Annotated in this window: 21 protein-coding genes and 1 tRNA gene; 6 read left to right on the forward strand and 16 right to left on the reverse strand. The window is 52.8% G+C overall.

What is annotated here, in order from left to right; translation table 11 throughout:
• Positions 1-39 precede the first annotated feature (39 nt).
• The gene (locus tag IPI29_08080; protein ID MBK7412497.1) at positions 40-1,614 is read right to left on the reverse strand and encodes a hypothetical protein; all 1,575 of its coding nucleotides are present in this window, start codon (positions 1,612-1,614) and stop codon (positions 40-42) included.
• Positions 1,615-1,756: 142 nt separating this feature from the next.
• Between IPI29_08080 and IPI29_08085 the strand changes: the two genes are divergently transcribed.
• The 6 genes from IPI29_08085 to IPI29_08110 all read left to right on the forward strand — a co-directional run bounded on the left by IPI29_08085 (position 1,757) and on the right by IPI29_08110 (position 5,772).
• Positions 1,757-2,296, forward strand: coding sequence for a hypothetical protein (locus tag IPI29_08085; protein MBK7412498.1), 540 nt, complete (start codon positions 1,757-1,759; stop codon positions 2,294-2,296).
• A gap of 48 nt (positions 2,297-2,344) precedes the next feature.
• Positions 2,345-2,435: transfer RNA gene (locus IPI29_08090), tRNA-Ser, on the forward strand.
• Positions 2,436-2,499: 64 nt separating this feature from the next.
• Positions 2,500-2,979: an SsrA-binding protein SmpB gene (gene smpB / locus IPI29_08095; protein ID MBK7412499.1), complete on the forward strand. Its 480-nt coding sequence runs from the start codon at positions 2,500-2,502 to the stop codon at positions 2,977-2,979.
• A 2-nt stretch (positions 2,980-2,981) separates the two neighbouring features.
• Positions 2,982-4,193: a tyrosine--tRNA ligase gene (locus IPI29_08100; protein MBK7412500.1), complete on the forward strand. Its 1,212-nt coding sequence runs from the start codon at positions 2,982-2,984 to the stop codon at positions 4,191-4,193.
• Complete coding sequence (locus IPI29_08105; protein ID MBK7412501.1) at positions 4,190-4,945, forward strand: lipoate--protein ligase family protein; 756 nt, start codon at positions 4,190-4,192, stop codon at positions 4,943-4,945. Before IPI29_08100 ends, IPI29_08105 begins: the two co-directional genes overlap by 4 nt.
• A gap of 20 nt (positions 4,946-4,965) precedes the next feature.
• Complete coding sequence (locus IPI29_08110) at positions 4,966-5,772, forward strand: hypothetical protein (GenBank protein ID MBK7412502.1); 807 nt, start codon at positions 4,966-4,968, stop codon at positions 5,770-5,772.
• Positions 5,773-5,782: 10 nt separating this feature from the next.
• Here the strand turns inward: IPI29_08110 and IPI29_08115 are convergent, their stop codons facing one another.
• The 15 genes from IPI29_08115 to IPI29_08185 all read right to left on the reverse strand — a co-directional run bounded on the left by IPI29_08115 (position 5,783) and on the right by IPI29_08185 (position 20,625).
• Positions 5,783-6,649, reverse strand: coding sequence for a DUF1460 domain-containing protein (locus IPI29_08115; protein ID MBK7412503.1), 867 nt, complete (start codon positions 6,647-6,649; stop codon positions 5,783-5,785).
• A 3-nt stretch (positions 6,650-6,652) separates the two neighbouring features.
• Positions 6,653-8,422 carry an aspartate--tRNA ligase gene (aspS, locus tag IPI29_08120; protein ID MBK7412504.1) on the reverse strand — a complete coding sequence of 590 codons (1,770 nt, stop codon included), beginning with the start codon at positions 8,420-8,422 and terminating at the stop codon, positions 6,653-6,655.
• 30 nt (positions 8,423-8,452) lie between these two features.
• The gene (locus IPI29_08125; protein MBK7412505.1) at positions 8,453-9,538 is read right to left on the reverse strand and encodes a glycosyltransferase family 9 protein; all 1,086 of its coding nucleotides are present in this window, start codon (positions 9,536-9,538) and stop codon (positions 8,453-8,455) included.
• A 1-nt stretch (position 9,539) separates the two neighbouring features.
• Entirely contained in the window at positions 9,540-10,820 is a 1,281-nt protein-coding gene (locus IPI29_08130) for a glycosyltransferase family 9 protein (protein ID MBK7412506.1), read from the reverse strand.
• A gap of 21 nt (positions 10,821-10,841) precedes the next feature.
• Entirely contained in the window at positions 10,842-11,135 is a 294-nt protein-coding gene (locus IPI29_08135; GenBank protein ID MBK7412507.1) for a hypothetical protein, read from the reverse strand.
• Positions 11,136-11,302: 167 nt separating this feature from the next.
• A complete protein-coding gene (locus tag IPI29_08140; protein MBK7412508.1) occupies positions 11,303-11,716 on the reverse strand; it encodes a cytochrome c in 414 nt (137 codons plus the stop codon).
• A 75-nt stretch (positions 11,717-11,791) separates the two neighbouring features.
• Positions 11,792-12,502: a sulfite exporter TauE/SafE family protein gene (locus IPI29_08145; protein MBK7412509.1), complete on the reverse strand. Its 711-nt coding sequence runs from the start codon at positions 12,500-12,502 to the stop codon at positions 11,792-11,794.
• Positions 12,503-12,505: 3 nt separating this feature from the next.
• Complete coding sequence (locus IPI29_08150) at positions 12,506-12,943, reverse strand: FixH family protein (GenBank protein MBK7412510.1); 438 nt, start codon at positions 12,941-12,943, stop codon at positions 12,506-12,508.
• A 7-nt stretch (positions 12,944-12,950) separates the two neighbouring features.
• Positions 12,951-14,402: a cytochrome c oxidase accessory protein CcoG gene (gene ccoG / locus IPI29_08155; protein MBK7412511.1), complete on the reverse strand. Its 1,452-nt coding sequence runs from the start codon at positions 14,400-14,402 to the stop codon at positions 12,951-12,953.
• A gap of 65 nt (positions 14,403-14,467) precedes the next feature.
• Complete coding sequence (locus IPI29_08160) at positions 14,468-15,091, reverse strand: c-type cytochrome (protein MBK7412512.1); 624 nt, start codon at positions 15,089-15,091, stop codon at positions 14,468-14,470.
• 5 nt (positions 15,092-15,096) lie between these two features.
• Positions 15,097-15,306 carry a hypothetical protein gene (locus IPI29_08165; GenBank protein ID MBK7412513.1) on the reverse strand — a complete coding sequence of 70 codons (210 nt, stop codon included), beginning with the start codon at positions 15,304-15,306 and terminating at the stop codon, positions 15,097-15,099.
• Positions 15,307-15,314: 8 nt separating this feature from the next.
• Positions 15,315-17,486 (reverse strand): cytochrome-c oxidase, cbb3-type subunit I, encoded by a 2,172-nt coding sequence (ccoN, locus tag IPI29_08170; GenBank protein MBK7412514.1) that lies wholly within the window; start codon positions 17,484-17,486, stop codon positions 15,315-15,317.
• 36 nt (positions 17,487-17,522) lie between these two features.
• On the reverse strand, positions 17,523-17,684 hold the full coding sequence (gene ccoS / locus IPI29_08175) for a cbb3-type cytochrome oxidase assembly protein CcoS (protein ID MBK7412515.1): 162 nt from the start codon (positions 17,682-17,684) through the stop codon (positions 17,523-17,525).
• Complete coding sequence (locus tag IPI29_08180) at positions 17,681-20,092, reverse strand: heavy metal translocating P-type ATPase (GenBank protein ID MBK7412516.1); 2,412 nt, start codon at positions 20,090-20,092, stop codon at positions 17,681-17,683. The genes ccoS and IPI29_08180 overlap by 4 nt, the downstream gene beginning before the upstream one ends.
• A 68-nt stretch (positions 20,093-20,160) precedes the next feature.
• Positions 20,161-20,625 (reverse strand): Rrf2 family transcriptional regulator, encoded by a 465-nt coding sequence (locus tag IPI29_08185; protein MBK7412517.1) that lies wholly within the window; start codon positions 20,623-20,625, stop codon positions 20,161-20,163.
• Positions 20,626-20,688 lie beyond the last annotated feature (63 nt).

Here is a 20,688-nt window from a genome sequence, read left to right on the forward strand (position 1 = left end):
CTTGTTTCACCGGGGAATTTACGAATCCGTTCGTCCTGCTTAGAATCGACAATAGAATACGGCCGTATACACTCCGGCAACTGAAGAATCAACGTAAACAGGGGCATGCTGGAATGTGGTCTTCATTCGATACGACATTGGGCCAGATTGATCTGGATCTGGAATCTCTATCGTTCTTGATTCACGTGACGAATTGAATGGTCTACTGCGAGATACTATCAGATAGTCAACGTCATATTCTCGAAGGACTACTTGCAAGTCCTTCTCCGCTGAAATACACGTTAACAAATGAATATCTGCCATGAGCCCCTCCAATTGCGTGACCGGCCGTTCTATGATACTGGCAGTAAGCCCCGCCCGATCACCCATGGCATAACGACCACCTTTTGCACGGGAGAATTCTCGCAGTCGTAGAGCGGTAGACTCGATTCCGAGATAGTCTGGCTGAATCACGGACCGTCCCAGCATCATTTCAGGAAACACAACAAATGCGATCGATATCACTGCCGGAGCTATCCACTGCATGTATCTATTCAAGTGGTTTCTTCCAGCAACGCCCTCCGTTGTTACTGTAAACACGATACATCCAATCATTACAAATGACGGTACTGTCCAATAAAGGTGCCAAATCCAAAGGATCCAATCGCTACGGAATCCGGCAATGAGTATAGATCCTGCCGGAATCAGAAAACCGATGTAGACCATGATCCAACGCATCGATATCGGCCGCCTACGAAACACCATCCAAACAAGGATGATCACAGATAGCAATACAAAAGCTCCATATCCAACAACTCTCTTGCTTCTTGCGAGATCCTGAATCATATGTCCACTGAAGATGAAATCGGCACGATGCAGACCTTTAGCTAGACCAGAGACAGGGATTATATGGCCAAAGTGAAGGTGATTGTAGATGAAATACAGGAGAACAGGCGTTAAGCCCAAGAATATTGAGATCGACAACAACACCAAACGCTTGTGATCTAGCCGGCTACGCCACAGAAACAATAGCATTGGCAAGAGAACAAAAGGGCCAATATCGAGTCGAGCCAATATTGCCAGACTCGCAATGAACGCCAACAAGAAGACTTGTGAGGTCTGTGGCGGCACGTTCTTCTTCAACACCACCCAAAATCTATGAAAGAAGGCCACCGATAAGGGAAGTACGATCGATGATTCCATCCCACACAGATAGAACGCCAGTCCATAACAGTGCGCTCCAAGAACCACCGTGGAGACCCACCAATGCTGTCCGAAAAGCAACTCAGAGAACGACCGAAGTTGGATGAAGGTTGTAATGGATAAGGCAGCGAGGAGAAGGAAGAGGAGAATCCAAAACAGGGTGAAATTGCTACCAGAGAGACCGACAAGGGATACAATGACTGCCATCCACAGTGGGTGGTATCCGTTTGTTTCCGTAATGCCGTCAAAGCTCGTAACACCGGTTTCTACAAATGACCTGGCAGGAATGAGGTAATAATAGAAGTCATCCGCCACAACAGTTTGATACGCTGTGGAACCATCAACAACTGATATGATCGGTATTGAAAAGGCTACCAGTGACGAAAGAACTGCTAGCGTGAGAATAACCCTTCGATAAACCACGATCTGCATAGCACATTCGAAGACAATTGAAGTTGGTGATGAGGGCAGGCCAATATACTATCGTTACGAGAACATGCACTGAGGTGCAACCTTGTTCAGATGACGGCGTATCTGCACCCCGTCTTCCAGTTTCATTTCCATTGAGGTCAACATGACCACTCTCCTCACCCTCTCGATCATCACCCTTTCTAGCCTCTTTCTCAATCCCGATTCCGCAGCACGCCTGGTGGAGGAAGCTCGTGTAAGCACGATGCGCCACACTGTTCTTGTCGACAAGTCACCAATCATTAAGATCGATTGTGACGCCGGCGACATCCGAATCGTCAGCTGGCTGTCAGACAAGGTCACCGTTCAAAGTTCGGGTTCAGAGGGCATCCTTGAGCGGAGCCAGGTCAACGGCGGGAGCACAGTGCTCTTCCACCACAAGGAAGCTGATCAAGCGGTATCTCAGGATATCCTGCCTGCAATTCATACCATCTATGTTCCGGCCAACGCCGTCGTTGAGGTTTTCCTTGCGGCCGGTAATGTGACCGTGGATGGCGCACTTTCCAACCTATCGGTGAACGTCGACCGCGGCAACGTCATACTTCGAAACGTTGCCGGTACACAGGAGATCCTCACGGCTGACGGCACGATCACACGCGAGAACACGGGCGACCCAACATCCATGCCTTCAGAAACTTCGCTCTAGCTTGTGTTTGAGTTTCCTTCGGTCGTCGTATCTTTGTGCTCTCCGTAGGGAGAGGTGGCCGAGTGGCTGAAGGCAACGGTTTGCTAAACCGTCTTAGGGGTTTTAACCTCTAACGAGGGTTCGAATCCCTCCCTCTCCGCACTTTTTCAGCCCTGCGCTTCTGCGTGGGGCTTTTTTATTCCGATCGGTAGTACTTCCAGCCAATGTCAGACGAACGCGTCATACGGACCATCGTTACCAACCGCAAAGCCTTGCATGAATTCGAGGTGATCCAGCGGTTCGAGGCAGGCATTGCGCTTACCGGTACCGAGGTGAAGTCTCTCCGGGCCGGAAAGGTGAATATGGCAGATGCCTATGCCACCTTTCCGTCGAGGACCGTTGATGAACTGTTTCTGATCGGACTTCACATCAATCCGTATGATTTTGGAAACCGAGAGAATCACGACCCTATGCGCAAGAGGAAACTCTTGCTCAAGGCAAATGAACTGCATCGGCTTCGGGAATCGATCGAAGAAAAGGGGCTGACTGTTGTGCCCCTTTCCCTCTACTTCTCCGGACCGTATGTGAAGGTGGAACTGGGATTGATGCGCGGAAAGAAACTCTACGACAAACGTGCTGCTACCAAGGAGCGCGAACTACAACGAGAAGTGCAGCGCGGTCGGCGCGACCTGGAAGGATCTTGATCATGCTCAGCGTGAACGAACAACTGGCCATTATCCAACAGAACGCAGTGGATCTGCTTCCTGTTGAAGACCTCGTTCGCAAGCTCGAACGTTCTGTTGCTACTAAGAATCCACTGAGAGTGAAGTTAGGATTAGACCCCAGCAGACCGGACATCCATATCGGTCATGCCGTTGTCCTCACAAAGCTCCGACAGTTCCAGGATCTCGGTCACACGGTGGTGCTGATCATCGGCGACTTCACGGCCATGATCGGCGACCCAACAGGGAAGTCAAAAACGCGTCCGGCCCTCACTCTTGAAGAAACACGTGAGAACGGCAAGACCTATGTTGACCAAGCGTCTCGCGTTCTCGATATGTCGCGCACAGAGGTGGTCTACAATTCCGCCTGGCTCGATGCCATGAGTTTCAAGGAAGTGATCGCACTCTCTGCCAAGTATACCGTTGCCCAGCTGCTTGAGCGTGATGACTTCACAAAACGGTATCGCGGTGGTGAACCCATCAGCGTCCACGAATTCCTGTATCCCCTCTCGCAGGCATACGATTCGGTTGCCGTGCGCAGCGATATCGAACTGGGTGGCACAGATCAAAAGTTCAACCTTTTGGTCGGACGCGAGATCATGCGCTCGTATGGGCACGAACCGCAGTGTATCCTAACCATGCCGATCCTTGAAGGCACAGACGGCGTGGAGAAGATGAGTAAGTCTCTTGGCAATTACATCGGACTCACGGAGTCACCAAAGGACATGTTCGGGAAGACGATGTCGATTCCGGATACCCTGATCGCCAAGTACCTTCGCTATGCTTGCTTCGCATCAGACGAAGAAGTATCGACTCTTGAGAAGGGGCTTGCTGACGGATCTGTGCACCCGCGCAATGCAAAAGTGGACGTCGCGAAACGCATCGTTGCCCAATATCACGGACAAGAGGCCGGGAACGAAGCGTTCGCTGAATTTGAGCGGATCTTTGTCAAGAAGGATATTCCGGATCAGATACCGGATCACGGACTATCCGCAGAAGAACCACACGACATCGTGAGCATCCTCGTTGGCGTCGGCTTCTCAACATCCAAGAGTGAAGCCCGCAGGCTTATCACCGGCGGCGGTGTCTCCCTCGACGGCGAGCGCATCACGGACCCTGCATCGATCGTCGACGTCTCGTCACCGCGCATCCTTCGTGCAGGTAAACTCCGGTTCCTCCGCCTGATGCGTGCATGATCGTCCGAGTTGACCATGACGGGTCAGCATCCGGTGCCGCCAACATGGCACGAGATCTGTCAATGCTCGAAGACGTGCGAAACAATGTTGCAGACATCTTGTTTCGCACCTACACCTGGGATCCGTGGTGCGTATCACTTGGTCGTAACCAACCGGAAACATCGATCGACGCAGAACGCTGCGAGGCGTCTGGGTTCGACATTGTTCGCAGACCTACAGGAGGCAGGGCCGTCCTCCATGCGAACGAACTCACCTACTGCATCGTTGTTCGCCTCGGTCCATCACGAACGGCTCGAGATGTCTATGCCCGCGTACACGAGGCATTGTTCACCATACTCACAGACCATGTTCCCGATCTGGCATTCTCTGGTGTTCCTACCGATCTGAGGACGCATTATGCTTCAACCGGCGCTCTTGGTCAGGTCTGTTTCACCTCCCATGCCCGAAGCGAGATCATGAGCGGCACCCGCAAGGTTGTTGGTTCTGCTCAGCGTGTGATCGACGGCATCGTACTACAGCATGGGAGTATCCTCTGCGGTTCGGGACATGAACGGATATCAGACCTTGTGCACACAGATGAGCGCCAACGAGAATTCCTCCAAGCGGAGATCGGACGTTCAAGCGTAACGCTCTCTGAGTTAGCACAAAGAGAGGTGTTGCCGGTCGAAGTGGTTCGCTGGCTGACGTCTGGTGATGAGAACATCGAGACATACATTCGTCGTAGTTTCGACCACCTTCAAGACACCCACTGACCATACCATCGGACACCCCCATGCGCATCATCCTTGTCATTGTCGTTGTTGCGTCAGCTCTTCTCACCGGGTGTTTACGCTCTTCCATGTCCGTCCTCGTTCGTAAGGACGGCACGGCCGTTGTCACTGATACGTTGATGCTTACGCCGTCCACGTTGAAGATGTGGGAAGAGATGGCGAAGGCAACAAAGACTCCGCTGCAAACCTTGCTCAAGGAGCAATGGAGTGATTCGGCGATGTATGCTGAGGCCTCTAAAATGGGGCCGGGTGTGAGTGTACGATCTGTGAAGTTTGTGAAATCCTCAAAGGGGGCCGGATATGTGGCGATCTATGATGCCAAGGACATCGGGACGCTCAGTATCAGCAAGAACGCGTTTCATGAACACATGAACACCCCTGACCCGAGCAAGAAGTCTGCGCCATCCTATGTACGATTCACCCGAGTTGGCTCGCGGATCACCGTGAACAATATGCCCCTTGCACCGGAACCGAAGAACGACTCGGCTGCGACTCCTTCTGACGAAGAGGTGCGGCAGCAGCTTACAATGGTGAAGAAGTTCATGACGGACCTCGAGATCGCCATTCGCATTGTGGTTGAACCAGGTATTGCCTCCACCGATGCAACCTATGTTCAGCAGAACACGATCACTGTCATCGACCTGCCGTTCAACAAGATCATCGCACGGTTCGAAAAGGATCCAAGCGTGTTTCGGATCATGCAGGGAATTCCAACACCAGAACCATGGTCGTTGGAAAGGGGCTTCAATAGCCTCGGCACGGCTGCCAAGATGGAAACGAAGGAAGTGTTCTCGTTCGAGATGAAGTGACGTTTGTGCGTTACACTTCCAGCGGACGTACCACGCTGATTCCCGTGTGCGACTTCACACCATTGACGTAGTCGCTGATGCGACCGTCCAGGATCACCTTCTTCTTCTGTGACGAAGCATGCATGATGCGGGCCGTATCGCCATCACGAATGATGAGCCCGGTGTGGGCATAGTCCAAACCGCTCTTCGATGTCGCGATCGCAACGATATCTCCCGTTTGAAGCCGTGATTCGACCGCTTCGATGCGTTCTTTGGGAATGATGTATCTAGTGGTAGCTCCGAGCGAACGTTCGATCTCAGCCATACGCTGCACGAGGAGACTATCCTCTTTGAGAGGTCTGTAATATTTCGGGTTCTGTGACATGAAGTTCACGCGGATCGGGAACAACTCGCCGTCGATCTCACGTGAAATGTCTCGAACTACGTTCTTCTTGACGTTATCCTCGATCCACTCCGACGTGTAGTGAAGTCGAGTTGTATAGTCACCGAGATTCCCGCTCCGATATCGCGTAAACGTGATCTCCTTCACGAGGTCATCCCAGCCTGACTTCCCCTTCTTGATAACACGGGAGATATCGAGCACATTCTCAAAGAACGTCACACAATCAAGACCCGTGAGATCGATCCGGCATGTCTCCGGCCCGTCGCCCTCAAGTGTGCCTCCCACATAGGGCGTTCCAAGGAACAGTTCGCCGATGTGCCCCATCAAGGGGCCCATGGCGAGCTTGTCCCAGCCGTCGGAAGATGACCGACGAACGGCCTGACTGTAGATGTACCGCGACGTTGCCTGGGGATCAGAGTTCTTCTTTCTGCTATAACGCAGATTCTGAAGGACAAATGGAGTGGCGAGCAGGGCGAGAAATGATCTGCGTTGCATCGTTTATGATCGAGTTAGTGCGATCCCGAGATCACCGAGTTGTTTGGTATCAACATCTGAAGGGCAACCATCCATGAGTGAGAGACCCGAAGTTGTCTTCGGGAATGCGATCACGTCGCGGATGTTGTCGGTTCCGCACAGGAGCATCACAAGCCTGTCGAATCCAAAGGCGATCCCACCATGAGGCGGCGCGCCGAATCGCAATGCGTTGAGAAGGAATCCGAACTTTGCATCCGCATCTTCACGAGCAAAGCCGAGGAGATCGAACATCGTTTGCTGTACGTCGTTGGTATGGATCCGGATGGAGCCCCCTGCTGCTTCATAGCCATTGATCACTAGGTCATGCGCAATGGCACGAGCATGTGTTGGGTCATTGGACAGCAATGGAACGTCATCGGTCATCGGTGCAGTGAACGGATGGTGTCGAGCGATCCATCGACTCTCTTCTTCGCTGTACTCAAGGAGTGGGAACTCCGTGATCCAGTGGAAGGAATACGTTCCCGCAACACTCTCGAGGACACCTGTTCGGCGCGCTACCTCGGTTCGGAGTGACCCGGCGATGATGCAGGCACGCTCCCACTCTCCCGGTGCAAAGAGGAGGAGGTCTCCGTCTTCTGCGCCGAGTTCCAAGAGAAGAAGATCGCGCTGTTCATCGGTTAGCGTCTTGATGAACGAACCGCTCACTTCACCGCCAACAACCTTGAGCCACGGTAGCCCCTTGGCTCCATACTTCTTTGCATGTTCCCCAAGTTCATCGATCTGTTTGCGAGAGAACGAGCCACAGCCCTTTGCATTCAAGGCCATCACAACGTTTCCGGAAGCCACCGCCTCAGAGAATACCGTAAATCCAGATGCGCCGGCCGTGGCGGTCACGTTGGTCAGCTCCAAGCCATATCGTAGGTCGGGCTTGTCAGATCCGTAGCGCTCCATTGCTGTTTTGAACGGCATACGCAGGAACGGACCGGCTACTTCGTAGTTCAGGATCTCTTTCCATGCCTTTGTGATGAATCGCTCGGTGAGGGCAAGGATATCATCCTGGGTGATGAACGACATCTCAACATCGATCTGCGTGAATTCAGGTTGACGGTCTGCGCGCAGGTCCTCATCGCGGAAACACTTTACGATCTGCATGTACTTGTCGAAGCCCGACACCATCAGCAGTTGCTTGAACAGCTGCGGTGATTGCGGCAGCGCATAGAAACGTCCCTTGTTGATCCGGCTCGGGACAAGGAAGTCGCGGGCCCCTTCCGGAGTGGACTTCGTAAGGACCGGAGTCTCTATCTCCACAAACCCTTCTTCTTCGAAGAATCGGTGAGTTATCTGATAGAGCTTGTTGCGCACAAGAAAGTTCTTTTGAAGCACCGGACGACGGAGATCGAGATACCTATAAGTCAAACGCAGTTCTTCATTCGTTCCGAGGTCATCCACGATCTCAAACGGAGTAACATCGGCTGCATTGATGATGCCGATCTCATCGGCGAGAACCTCCACCAATCCGGTTGGGATCTTCGGATTTGGATTCTCACGGAGCCGCACAGCCCCTTTCACCCAGAGAACATACTCTGAACGTACATCGCGGATCTGTTCGTCGAGTTCCGGACGGTGAGATGTATCGACAACGGCCTGGGTGACACCATCCCGATCGCGAAGATCAAGAAAGATGATGCCGCCATAGTCACGGCGAGCATTGACCCATCCGTTCAGAACGACCTGTTGCCCTGCGTGCTCGGGGCGAAGTGTACCGCACGTTACTGTTCGTTGTTCGAAGCGCATGACATTTCTGTGTTCTCGTAAACAATGAATTTACGAAAGCAACTGGTCAACGGCCCTAATGATATCACGAACAGGTATCTCTGCGATGGTGCCCGTTGTGGTTTCCACAGGGAAGCAGACACTTGCATAGGGATACCACGGCATCAGATCGGCGCGGTCATGCACAAAGAGTACTACGCTTGGAACGTTGAAGGCGGAGGCCAAATGGACCGACGAGGTGTCCGGCGTAAAGAAACTATCAAGCTGGGCGATGTTGGCCGCCCATGCCCGGAAGGACGATGTTGGCGGAATCACTCTGCAGCCTGTTCGTTGACCGATCCGTTGCTGCATGTCAAGATGCTGTGAAGCAGCCATCACAACAACTTCAACGGTTGGGTAGGTTCTCCGGCAGTGATCGATGATCTCTACGATCCCCTCTTCCGAATACATCCGTGAGATATCGGAACCTGAGATATTCACACCGAAGATCTTTGCGCTTGATGAGGGGGCTCGCATGATTGAAGATGCACGCTCTTTGTCCTCTTCGCTCAGAGGAAATGCCAGGTGTAGGTCTGTCGCTACAGGGTCGATGGCGAACGGCCATAGGAGACGTGCGATGCGATCGACGATGTGAACCGACGCACGATCTGCCAGCGGGACCACGTGAGTGTAGATGCCACGATTCTCCTTATCGATGCCAACGGCATATCGAGCACGCGAAGCGCGAATGAGCAATGCGGACGTGGACGAGGCATTGTCCATGAGGTCGATCACCACATCGTATCGCCTGGCGCGCAACGTCCGCCGTGTGCGCAGGAGTCCGGCAAGCCCCTTTTGATGGATGATCACGTCGTTGATAAAGGGATCAACAGCATCGCGCACGGTGATGTTGTTGGGTGACATCACCATATCGATCGTAGCCGCCGGGAATCTAGCACGCAAGGCACGGATCACGGGTACACTAACTAAGACATCTCCGATACGATCTTGACGAAGGACAAGGATCCTCACGGGATCTTCAACAGCAATAGCTAATTGCGGTGACGAGACCACGATCGGGATACGTTGTGCGCCGATGTGTCGGTTGAAACTCCGACGGAAAGCTAGCTCGATCGATTTGAGGAAGGAATTTGCCACGTCAAATGAGCTCCAGGGCTGCGTTGACAATGACGTGTGCAGGGATCGCATTCACCGTTGACGGATCTGCACTAAGGACACCTCGGAATTCAACACCGTATGGATACCATTCTGCCACCTTGATGAGTTCTGCAAAAAGCACCGTGCACGGCACTCCCGCGGCAGCTGCAAGATGGATCGTGGCCGTGTCTGGCGAGATGAGCATGTGAGCGCCGGCGATCATGGCAACCAACTCTGTGACGGACCCTTTCCACGCATGCACGTGGCTATCGTTGGCAAGTGCAACGATCTCTTTAACGTCTTCGATCTCATTAGGCGCTCCAGACACCAGAATGTCGATGTCCGGCGAACGTTTTCTCAAGTCTGTGATGACCGGGACACATGTCTCCTGTTTCCATTGTCGGTTCGGCGAGTAGGCAGAGATATTCACTACGATGTATCGTCTCTTACTACGATCAACCACGGGCAGGGTGTCTGACGGGATCACGCGAGCCGTTTCGCTACGAAACTCCCAACGCAGATCTCGCTGATCCAGCCATTGCGAGACAATGTGGGCCGCCTTGGCATTCAGCGGGATCCTCGGTCGAGCCGTATCTGGCAACACGGAAACCACTGGAGTGATCGCAAACGGTCCGACGCGAGCCATGGTTTCCGCCCAATGTTCAGCCGGGAGATGTGGAACCTGGCAATGGAACACTTGACCATAGATCCCCGATCGGTCGTTGTGCCGAATGGTAACGTTCAGTGCTCGTTTCGAGGCCAGCGTGGTGAGAATAGCGGCCTTGGTCATCTGAGTGAATACGGCTGCAATAACAACATCGTAGTCAACCTCTCTACCAAGTTGCCTTACACGAAGCCACGACGGACGATACCCATGTGAAGGGTTGATCGCGATCACCCTTCGAATTCGAGGGTCAGATTCTAGTAAGGTTTTGTTCCTGTAGGAACCAACAACATCGATCACAACACCCGGTATGGCTGCCGTAAGCCACTCAAGGATGGACGTCGTGGTGATGTAATCACCGAGTGCATCATAGCGGAATAGGAGTACCTTCGTAACCGCTCGTCCATCAATAGGCGCTGAGATCTGCCCCTTACTGCGCTTTGACTTCAGCCATTGAAAGAACCGCAGTCGGAACCGTTCCTTAAACCGCATCTTCTCGGGCCATTCACGCTTGGCAAGTTCTTCCGGCGTGGACAATCCGTAGAGATCGGACGCAAGGACTCGGACAAGCTCTGTGTCATTCTGACTGAATACACGGACCTCACCGAGCGTCTCCATAGCGGGTGGTCAGACGAAACGTTAGGCTACTTCGGTCGACACGTCGTACGATACATCCTTGGCAAGGCTGTAGATCTTCTCGATCGCGCCACTGATCGGGGCTGTTGCCTCCGGATCATCAGAGGCATCATATGCCTCAGCCGTTGGATAGGTGTAGACTTCCTGGAAGTGATTGTGCTTCCCCTTCGTCTCGAAAAGGGCGAATTGAATCTCCGTCCCAGCATAGAACGAGCGCACGTTCGCTATGGCAGCGAGGTAGTCAGCGCGTTTGCCATCGGCAATGGAGTATGATACACGAAAGAGAACCTTGGCCATGAAGCTGCGTCCTAAATGATATAGAGCAAAAATAGCGTGAATGGGGCTCCTGTTGCCCCAAACTTTTCAACAGGTTAGGTCTACACCCTTCCTGACCCTTCATCGCAAAAATACGAACGCCCTGACGAAGCGGGTCCGTCAGGGCGTCGTTGTGTGATAGGGACGACTTACTTCTTTTTATGTTTTTTCACGTCAGCCGTCTTTACAACGGGTCCGCTATTACCCCAGCTGTTGTAAACATAGGTCACAACTGCGGCAATATCCTCATCCGTGTACTTCTTTGGAAGGGGCGCCATAACACCATTGTATTCCTTGCCGTTGACCTTGACCTTACCGGACTTGCCGTTGACCACTTCCTTGATGATCTGCGGCATAGGCGTGTTCTTTAGATAATCGCTCTTTGCCAGCGGAGGGAAGGCTGCTCCCAGACCCTGTCCATTGGCCTGGTGACATGTTTTGCAGTACTCATTATAGACCTTCTGGCCCTTTGTCATCAGAGCGGCTTTGTCCTGCGCAAGTGTTACTGTGGTGAAGGCGGCAAACAGGACCAAGCCTGTCACAATGCCGACGAATCTCTTCATGATGTCTGTCCGAATGGATATTGAGAATGAATTTCGTTCTTCAGGCCGCAAATATAAGATGTTCATGTCTGAATTTTAGTGTTCTTCGCAACAATGAACATTTGAAGCCGGCTTTGCTTCAGGTGGTGAGAGGTACGGGATATCGAGAGCCATTCCACGAAGCATCACGATGGCACCAACGATCAACGCCACAACGGGCATCGCCACCCGCATCGACGTGCGCATTCTATCGGTAAGCAGGGCACCTCCGAGCGCGATACTGAGCATCATCGGCAACGTCCCAAGACCAAAAAATGCCATGAAGGTCATTCCACCTAGGGGCTCAGCAGTTGCTGCGCTGCCTAAGAGCGCTGAGGTGACCAATCCGCAGGGCAGCAATCCATTGAGTACACCGATCCCTCCCAATGCAAGCATGGATCGCTTCTGTAAGAGTCCACCCAGCCACGTTCGAACAGGTGCCGTTAGACGATGTATTGGTCCCGACGGCAATAGGTTCTTATGCCAAACAAGCTGAAGCACGGCCGTGATGATCATCAATACGCCGGCAGTGATCGATGCCACACGACCATACCCTGCCAGATCAAAGACACTGGCTCCAAGGCCAACGATGAGTCCAAGTGTAGCATAGGTGGCGATCCGTCCTACCTGATAGATACTCTTCTCAGCCAAACGCCGTACCCCCCTGCCCCCTGCACTCGGCAAGGACATGGCGATAGGACCGCACATCCCGGCACAGTGGAGACTGCCCGCAAGGCCTAGAAGAAATCCGGTAAGAGGCTCGATCACATCCTACTCCAAGACGACCGTTCGGTTGAGCTCGTAGGTGTTGCCCTTGGAAGACCATTGAGCTGTGAGCTTCCATACTCCGGTGGCGAAACCCGACAGATCAACGTTTGCGATTCCTTGGGCATCCGCCGTAACGGCCAGAGACCTGTCGAGATCCGGTTGATCGGGCTTGTAGAACTTGAGACGGATCTGTCCGTCCGGAACACCTGCCATGGATGTTGTGAGGGTCAGCTCTCGCGACTTGACCTCCAGCGTACTGCCGCTGGCCTCTGCACGAGAACGATCGGCCATCATTACGTCGTGACGCAATGATTCTTCGTAGTAGTCGGGACGCACCAGATCAACAGACGTCGTAAGGGCAAAGGCAACAAATCCAAGGGTTGCACTTGCAAACAACGTATAGACGATACCGATCCGCCAACCCCAATGGAGTTTTTTCATAGGAACCTCAGGGGGCGATGAACGACGTGGTAATGGTATGGAATACCTTCCCGTTCGTCGTCATCTCAATTGTAAGCTTTGTTTCTGTTGTTTTGGGCGCATCGTTCTCACGGATGATGATGAATCGCCCCTTGAGAATGTCTTCTGCACCAACGTGGGACGGAAGTCCGATGTTCTTGATCGAGAATCCATGCGGAGACGTTACATGCATTTCATACGGAATGTCATGATCGGTCTTATTGATGATCTGTAGACGGTAGAAGTTCGCTATCCCCTCCTGCATCGTAACCCACGTTGTGCCCTCTTGGCGAAGGACAACGACGTCTAGGTCGTGACGGAAGATGAAGAGTGTAGAAACCGCTGCAACCATCACGAACCACACAGCAAGGTACGCCTTGATACGTTTTGTGAACACCTTGGCTCTGCCGTTCTCAACAGCATTGAGGCTGCTGTATCGCACCAGGCCGCGATCGAGCCCCACCTTGTCCATCACTTCGTCGCAGGCATCAATACATGCGGTGCAATTGACGCACTCCAATTGGATACCATTTCGGATGTCGATGCCGGTTGGACAGACTGTCACACATTGGTGACAATCCACGCAGTCACCCTTCTGTTCCGGACGCGTGAATGAGGCCGATCCAGAGGCTGTTTGTTTCTTTGCTTCATTGTCTGCTCTGGTCCACTTCGCACGGTCCTCTCCCCGCTTGAAGTCATACGTCACAGCAATGGTGTTCTCATCCACAAGTGCAGACATATACCGTCCATACGGACATGCGATCAAACATGCCTGCTCGCGGAATCGGTAGAACACCATGAAGAACACGAACGTGAAGAAGACAAGGCCTCCAAAGAGCTCCACATGAGCTGCCGGTCCATTCTCTACATACTGAAGAAGCACATCACTTGAGATGATGTACGAGAGGAACACGTTTGCAATACCAAAACTGATGGCGAAGAAGACAACCACCTTGACGCCCGTTCGCCAGATGCGATCCCAGTTCCATGGACCTGCCTTACGCTGTGCTTGCTCCTTCGGTCCGCCTTCGATCAGGTATTCGATCTGACGAAATACGATCTCCATAAAGATCGTTTGAGGGCAAAGCCAGCCGCACCATATGCGACCAAGCGTGGCCGTGAAGAGAACCACCGTGATCACACCCGTGAGGAACAACAGCGCCACGAGATAGAAATCATTCGGCCAGAAAGGCATGCCAAACAGCACGAACTCTCGATCGATGATGTTCAACAACAAAAATTGGTGCCCGCCCACCTTAACAAAGGGGGCGAGCACCAAGAATGCCATCAAGAACCAACCGAGGATGGTACGCCATGTTGTGAATCGACCCTTTGGCTTACGAGCATAGATCCACCGACGTTTACCGTCAGGGTGAATACTCCCGAGCTCTGCTCGGAATCGCTCGTGATCTTCGATGAGATCGAGGTCAATGATCGACATGTCGTGAACCTTCGGTGGTGATACGCGAACCTACAACGGACATCTGCGAGAATCTATGACAAAGGTCACTGCACGGGTGCAGCGTCTCGGTCACAGAGGATCTCGCGTGTCTCGTCTACTGGTTTTGGTTCCGGTGGATTGCTACCTCGCATTGAAATGATGTACGAAGCAACCTGCATCAGCTGTTCGTCGGAGAGTTTGTTGCTGCTGCCATAGGGCAACATCCCTTTGTCGGGGAACCCTGTTGTGATGTTGGCCATGATCTGCTCCAGCGAGCACCCATGGATCCAAAGATCATCCGTAAGGTTCGGACCTACCTGTCCACCGAGATCTTCACGATGGCAGGTGGAACAGAGGTTTTCCATTCCGTTGAAGATGGCCTTTCCCTTCTCCAAAGACTCCTTGTCCGTGAGAAGGACGGCTTTCACGGCCGCCTTCTTTGGAGCTGCAGCCATGGAGGCTTGTGCATCTGCTACTTGTGCCGCGTATTCGTTAGCCTGTCCACGCGGACCATACCAGAGAACGTTCCAGTCCGGTCCAAAGTAGACGTGATAGTAGAACACGTAGATCAGACTCATGACGATCGTGAAGTAGAACCCGTAGAGCCACCAACGCGGCAGGTCGTTATCATATTCACGGATGCCGTCTGCATCATGATCCATCAACCGATCTTTTTCCTGTTGTGCCATGATTGTCAGCTCCCTTGCATTGTTTTCGATGGAGAGTTTGATTCCGACCTCGGTGTTCCATCATTCAGAATGGAAGCAGCGAGCGCTTCGAGTCGGCGTTGATCAGCACGGAAGTACCAGATCACCAAGACACCGAAGAAGCTGAAGAAGAACAGCAAGGCAACGACGGGGTACCACTCGATGCCGGGGATGCTTGCGAGAACATTCTTATACATGGGGCACCTCAGTTTCCGGATGCCGCAGCCGGCATCTTTTTGATGTCAGTTCCGAGGCGCTGCAGATATGCGATCACTGCAACGATTTCCTTCTTTGGATCGACGTTCTTGATCCCTGCATTACCAAGATCATCGGCGATCGTTGCTGCCTGTGCCTGAAGGTCGGCCACAGCCTTGGTTGCATATCCGTCTGGATATGGCACACCAAGTTTCTGCATCGTGAGGATCTTGCCTTCTGTATGCGATACGTCGAGATCAACGGTATACATCCAACCGTAGCTCGGCATGATCGAATTCGGCGATGTGGACCGCGGTTCGTTCATGTGCTTCCAGTGCCATGCGTTCGGATATTTACCGCCGATGCGATGCAGATCCGGTCCGGTACGTTTGGAGCCCCATTGGAACGGATGATCGTACACGAATTCTCCAACCTTGGAATATTCGCCATAACGCTCAGTTTCGCTTCTGAACGGACGGATCATCTGGGAGTGGCAGGTATAACAGCCTTCTCTGATGTAGATATCGCGACCTTCGAGCTCAAGCGGTGTGTATGGTTTCACACTGGCGATGGTTGGAATATTCGATTCAACAAGTGCTGTCGGAACGAATTCAACAACGCCACCAACAAGTACGGCCACAAAGATCAGGAGGCTGAAGCGCACAGGTGTTCCTTCGAGAAGTCTGTGCCAGCCTTCTTTTGGTTCGTGTGACTTCTCGGCCATTCTATTGACAACTTGTACTTCCTCGTTCGCAAGAAGCTTTCCACTGCGGGCTGTCTTGTAGAGGTTCCAAATGCCAACAAATGCACCAAGAAGGTAGAGTGTACCGCCAATAGAACGCATGACGTACATCGGGATAAGCTGCGTAACAGTCTCGAGGAAGTTCGGATACTGAAGCGTTCCGTCAGGAAGGAATTGCTTCCACATGAGTGATTGCGTGATGCCGCCCCAGTACAGAGGGATCACATAGATCAACACGCCAAGTGTCATCAGCCAGAAGTGCCAGTTGGCCATGGAGATGGAATACAACTTGGTGCGGTAGATACGAGGGAAGATGTAGTACAACATCGCAAACGTCAAACCACCGTTCCAGAGAAGAGCACCAAGGTGAACGTGGGCGATGATATAGTCGGTGTAGTGCGTAAGGGCGTTGATGTTCTTCAGAGACATCATCGGACCTTCGAACGTAGACATACCATAGGCAGTGACGCCTACTACCATGAACTTCAGCACAGGATCGGTACGAACCTTGTCCCATGCACCACGGAGCGTGAGAAGTCCATTGACCATACCGCCCCATGACGGAGCGATGAGCATGAAGCTGAATACCACACCAAGTGACTGAGCCCAGTCTGGCAACGCAGTGTAAAGAAGGTGGTGTGGTCCGGCCCAGATGTACAGGAAGATCAGTGCCCAGAAGTGGATGATCGAAAGTCGATAGGAGAACACCGGACGTTCTGCTGCCTTCGGAATGAAGTAGTACATGATGCCGAGGAACGGCGTTGTAAGGAAGAATGCAACTGCATTGTGTCCATACCACCACTGAACGAGAGCATCCTGAACTCCGGCATACATCGAATAGCTCTTTAGAAGATGCACCGGAAGTGCGAGTGAATTCACAACATGCAAGAGCGCCACTGTGAGGAACGTTGCCAGGTAGAACCAGATGGCCACATACATGTGCTTTTCTTTGCGACGCAAGATGGTCCCGATCATATTCCAACCGAAGACGACCCACACGAGGGTGATCGCAAGATCGATCGGCCATTCAAGTTCTGCGTACTCCTTACTTGTTGTGATCCCCAACGGGAGGGTGATGGCCGCACTCACGATGATGAGTTGCCAACCCCAGAAGTGGATCTTACTCAAGGTGTCGCTGAACATCCGCGTCTTGCAAAGACGTTGCAGCGAATAATACACGCCAAGGAAGATGGCATTGCCGGCAAAGGCAAAGATCACTGCGTTTGTGTGCAGCGGACGGAGCCGGCCGTACGACAGGAAGTCTAGACCTCCAAGGAACTCCGGAATGTATAGCTTGATCGCAACGATGATGCCTACAAGGAATCCAACGACTCCAAAGACAAGTGATGCGATGGCGAACATCCGGACGATGTTGTTATCGTAGGCAACAGTTTCGACGCGTCCCCCGCGTTCGTTGCCTGACGGTACATTTGTGTCCATATTCCCAACCCGGAATAGTGAGCGTAAAAGAACTGGTTATTTGATCTCTGTTTTCTTCTGAACATCATCGAAAAGCATCCGAACCGCAGGTGTGCCGAGATCATCATATTGACCTCGCTTGGTAGCGAACAGGAAGGCAAGCAGAAAGCCACCTGCTACCAGAATACTGCAGATCACGAGCAACGGCATCACACTCATGAGAACCTCCTTGCATAAAGTCGTGCACCGCCTACACTCATCCCAACCACCAGCAGTGAACTCAACGGCATCATGATCGCTGTAATAACGGGCGTTAGGATCCCTGCAAGAGCCAAGGAGATTCCAACGGCGTTGTAGGCCATCGTGAACCACAAGGCCGACGAGATAACTCGCGTGAGTTCGTGTGTGTAGACTAAGAGTCCAGGCAGATCAGATAGTCGTTGCGCAGGCATTACCAGATCGCTTGCCGGTGCTAGGGTAGATGTCTCGTCCGTTACTGCGATAGAAACGTCGGCAGCAGCCATGGCCGAAACGTCGTTCAATCCATCCCCTACCATGAGCACTGATGCACCACCAGAACGCAACGCCTCAACGGCCTCTACCTTCTCACCAGGTGTTGCCCGGAATTGCATCTCTTCATTGGTAAAGACGCTGCGCAGGGCGTCTGCATCTCTGTCTGTGTCTCCCGTTACCAGTCTTGTCTGAATGCCATTCGAGCGTAGTGCGCCTACCATCATCGGCACATCTTCGCGAACATGAGAGCGCATCACGAATCTGCCGGCGAGTTTGCCGTCAACAGCAACCGCTGTCCCCTCGTTGGCGACGATGGTCTCGTCTCCCAGTTCTTCCGACAGATAGGAGAACGAACCAATCACTACGTTGTGTCCGTTGCTGCGTCCACGAACGCCCCTTCCAACATCTTCCACAACAACATCTGCCGTTGACCTGGCAGAGGCCATACGGGCGATACTCTGACTCACCGGATGTGCACTATGGGAAGCAACTGCCTCGATCGCCTCGTGTTCAGAAGCGGTAAGGGGCTTACCATGATAAACAACGTCGTGACGGGATGATGTAAGTGTTCCGGTCTTGTCGAAGACCACCGTGTTGGCATTCTTGAGTTCGAGAAGCACACCGATATTCTTGATATACATCCCGGATCTCCCCAACAGGCCCATGGCAGTTCCAAGGGTTATCGGCGCAGCAAGAGTGAGGGCACACGGACAGGCAATGATCAATACGGCGGTAAAGACGTTCACGGCAAGTGCAACATTCGGCAACCAGAACAGGGCACCGGTCACAGCTACGAGGAGAGTGCCGACTGTGAACCACAGGCCGAATCTGTCGCTCAGTTTCATGTAGGATGAGCGGGGCGTACGCGAGGCTGTGCGTTCCCACAACGATGCGAGGTAGCTCTGTGATACCGGACGGGTGGCTGTGAGTCGGACGGCTGTTCCCACTACCTTGCCGCCGGCGTAGATCATCGATCCGGAAGTGCACTCAACTGGAACGCTTTCTCCGGTCACGAACGAATAGTCGACGTATCCAGTGGCGCTCATAAGTACAGCATCCGCGGGTATCACTTCTCCGTTACGAACGATCATCACATCACCAGTGCGTACAGCATCGATAGGCACCACGGCCTCAACACCCTTTTGTTCGCGTCGAACAGAAAGTGGGAAGAACGATCTCACGGTCCGGTCAAAGGACACGGCATCGAATGCTTTCTGTTGGAACAGACGACCAATAAGGAGGAAGAAGACAAGTCCGGCGAATGAATCGAGGAACCCTTCGCCCCCTCCCGACACGATATCGACAATACTGCGTACGAACAGCGTTGTAATGCCGAGTGCCACCGGCACATCAAGGTTCACAACACGTCTGCGCAGACTAGCGAGTGCAGAAGAAAGCCAGGGAGATGCACTGAAGAAATACACCGGAATGCTGAGTCCGATGCTGAGAAGCGAGAATAAACGCACGAGTGTCTGATCCATGCCGGTGTCGCCGGCCATGTACCGTGCGATGCTGATCATCATCACGTTGCCGGCAGCGAACCCGGCAACGCCTAGACGGAGGTAGATCTTTCGGGTTGCTTCGCGACGTTCAGCGTCGCGGTCATGTTCGGTTCCTTCACTGCTGAGAAGGGGCTCATATCCTAAGGAGCTCAGGAGGATCGCAATGGCTTTCAATCCAGTACGCGAAGGATCGTATTCAACCTCAACGGTCTTGCGCATGAGATCCACACGCGACGAACGTATCCCCTGATCGAATCGTTGCAGCTGTTCAAGGAGCCAAACACAACTCGCGCAGTGCATACCGGGCAATGCCAATCGAACGCGGGTGATACTTCCGTTGGAGAAGTCGATGAAACGCGCGGCAGTTGCGGCGTCATCAAGTACCTCGTAGACCGACCGGTCTCGCTGCGGACCCCTCTGAGGTACACCCGATGCGCCATCGAACGTATAATACTCGCACATTCCGTTCGAACTCAGGATGTCATAGACACTCCTGCAGCCCGTACAGCAGAATGTATGTGCGCCGTCGCTGATGGAATGATCCGCGCAAGGTTCCCCGCAGTGCGTACAACACACAGCAGGGGCGAGCGGAGATGGGGGTTTTAAGGTCACGTAAAGGTAGATGTTAGTTGCGGTACGCAAACTTTCCACCAAACCAGGTCAGGTTTCCATGACTTTTGTCATGGTTTTTCGGTCACCGAGGTTTTCTTGAACTCTTGTGCCAGACGAACATTCAATTCGCTGGCTTTAGCTCCCAAACTCAACAGCGTCACCTTCTTCGCAACGCCGGCAAAACGCACACGTACATCTGTCCAATGCTCATGAGCAGGACACGGTTCTGCTTCTCCACACCCAGGAAGCCCGAGCATACACTCTGTGAAGATGTCCGTACCATCGATGGCGGCAATGAGGTCATACAATGTGATCGTCTTGGCCTGACGGCCGAGCGTGACTCCCCCCTTTGGACCTCTGTAGGAGACCATGATACCTGACTGGGTAAGCTGCTGCAACACCTTGGTGAGGAAGTGGAACGAGATGTTCAATTCAGCAGCAATGCGACTGATCGACACGTACTCACCCTTCCCCTGCGACGTAACAAAGATCGCCGCCTGGATACCATAGATGCATGACTTCGAAAGCATCATGTCTGACCTACCGCTGATCGTATAGGAGAATTAAGACTCTTAAAGCGAAAATAGGTCTTAGAA

It is taken from the genome of Ignavibacteria bacterium (assembly GCA_016707005.1).
GTDB lineage: Bacteria > Bacteroidota > Ignavibacteria > Kapaibacteriales > Kapaibacteriaceae > UBA10438.

What these genes read in the sequence shown, in the direction of transcription:
- IPI29_08080 (MBK7412497.1), bottom strand. Translation starts at nt 1,614, where the DNA reads ATGCAGATCGTGGTTTATCGAAGGGTTATTCTCACGCTAGCAGTTCTT.
- IPI29_08085 (MBK7412498.1), top strand. Translation starts at nt 1,757, where the DNA reads ATGACCACTCTCCTCACCCTCTCGATCATCACCCTTTCTAGCCTCTTT.
- smpB (MBK7412499.1), top strand. Translation starts at nt 2,500, where the DNA reads ATGTCAGACGAACGCGTCATACGGACCATCGTTACCAACCGCAAAGCC.
- IPI29_08100 (MBK7412500.1), top strand. Translation starts at nt 2,982, where the DNA reads ATGCTCAGCGTGAACGAACAACTGGCCATTATCCAACAGAACGCAGTG.
- IPI29_08105 (MBK7412501.1), top strand. Translation starts at nt 4,190, where the DNA reads ATGATCGTCCGAGTTGACCATGACGGGTCAGCATCCGGTGCCGCCAAC.
- IPI29_08110 (MBK7412502.1), top strand. Translation starts at nt 4,966, where the DNA reads ATGCGCATCATCCTTGTCATTGTCGTTGTTGCGTCAGCTCTTCTCACC.
- IPI29_08115 (MBK7412503.1), bottom strand. Translation starts at nt 6,649, where the DNA reads ATGCAACGCAGATCATTTCTCGCCCTGCTCGCCACTCCATTTGTCCTT.
- aspS (MBK7412504.1), bottom strand. Translation starts at nt 8,422, where the DNA reads ATGCGCTTCGAACAACGAACAGTAACGTGCGGTACACTTCGCCCCGAG.
- IPI29_08130 (MBK7412506.1), bottom strand. Translation starts at nt 10,820, where the DNA reads ATGGAGACGCTCGGTGAGGTCCGTGTATTCAGTCAGAATGACACAGAG.
- IPI29_08135 (MBK7412507.1), bottom strand. Translation starts at nt 11,135, where the DNA reads ATGGCCAAGGTTCTCTTTCGTGTATCATACTCCATTGCCGATGGCAAA.
- IPI29_08140 (MBK7412508.1), bottom strand. Translation starts at nt 11,716, where the DNA reads ATGAAGAGATTCGTCGGCATTGTGACAGGCTTGGTCCTGTTTGCCGCC.
- IPI29_08150 (MBK7412510.1), bottom strand. Translation starts at nt 12,943, where the DNA reads ATGAAAAAACTCCATTGGGGTTGGCGGATCGGTATCGTCTATACGTTG.
- ccoG (MBK7412511.1), bottom strand. Translation starts at nt 14,402, where the DNA reads ATGTCGATCATTGACCTCGATCTCATCGAAGATCACGAGCGATTCCGA.
- IPI29_08160 (MBK7412512.1), bottom strand. Translation starts at nt 15,091, where the DNA reads ATGGCACAACAGGAAAAAGATCGGTTGATGGATCATGATGCAGACGGC.
- IPI29_08165 (MBK7412513.1), bottom strand. Translation starts at nt 15,306, where the DNA reads ATGTATAAGAATGTTCTCGCAAGCATCCCCGGCATCGAGTGGTACCCC.
- ccoN (MBK7412514.1), bottom strand. Translation starts at nt 17,486, where the DNA reads ATGGACACAAATGTACCGTCAGGCAACGAACGCGGGGGACGCGTCGAA.
- ccoS (MBK7412515.1), bottom strand. Translation starts at nt 17,684, where the DNA reads ATGAGTGTGATGCCGTTGCTCGTGATCTGCAGTATTCTGGTAGCAGGT.
- IPI29_08185 (MBK7412517.1), bottom strand. Translation starts at nt 20,625, where the DNA reads ATGATGCTTTCGAAGTCATGCATCTATGGTATCCAGGCGGCGATCTTT.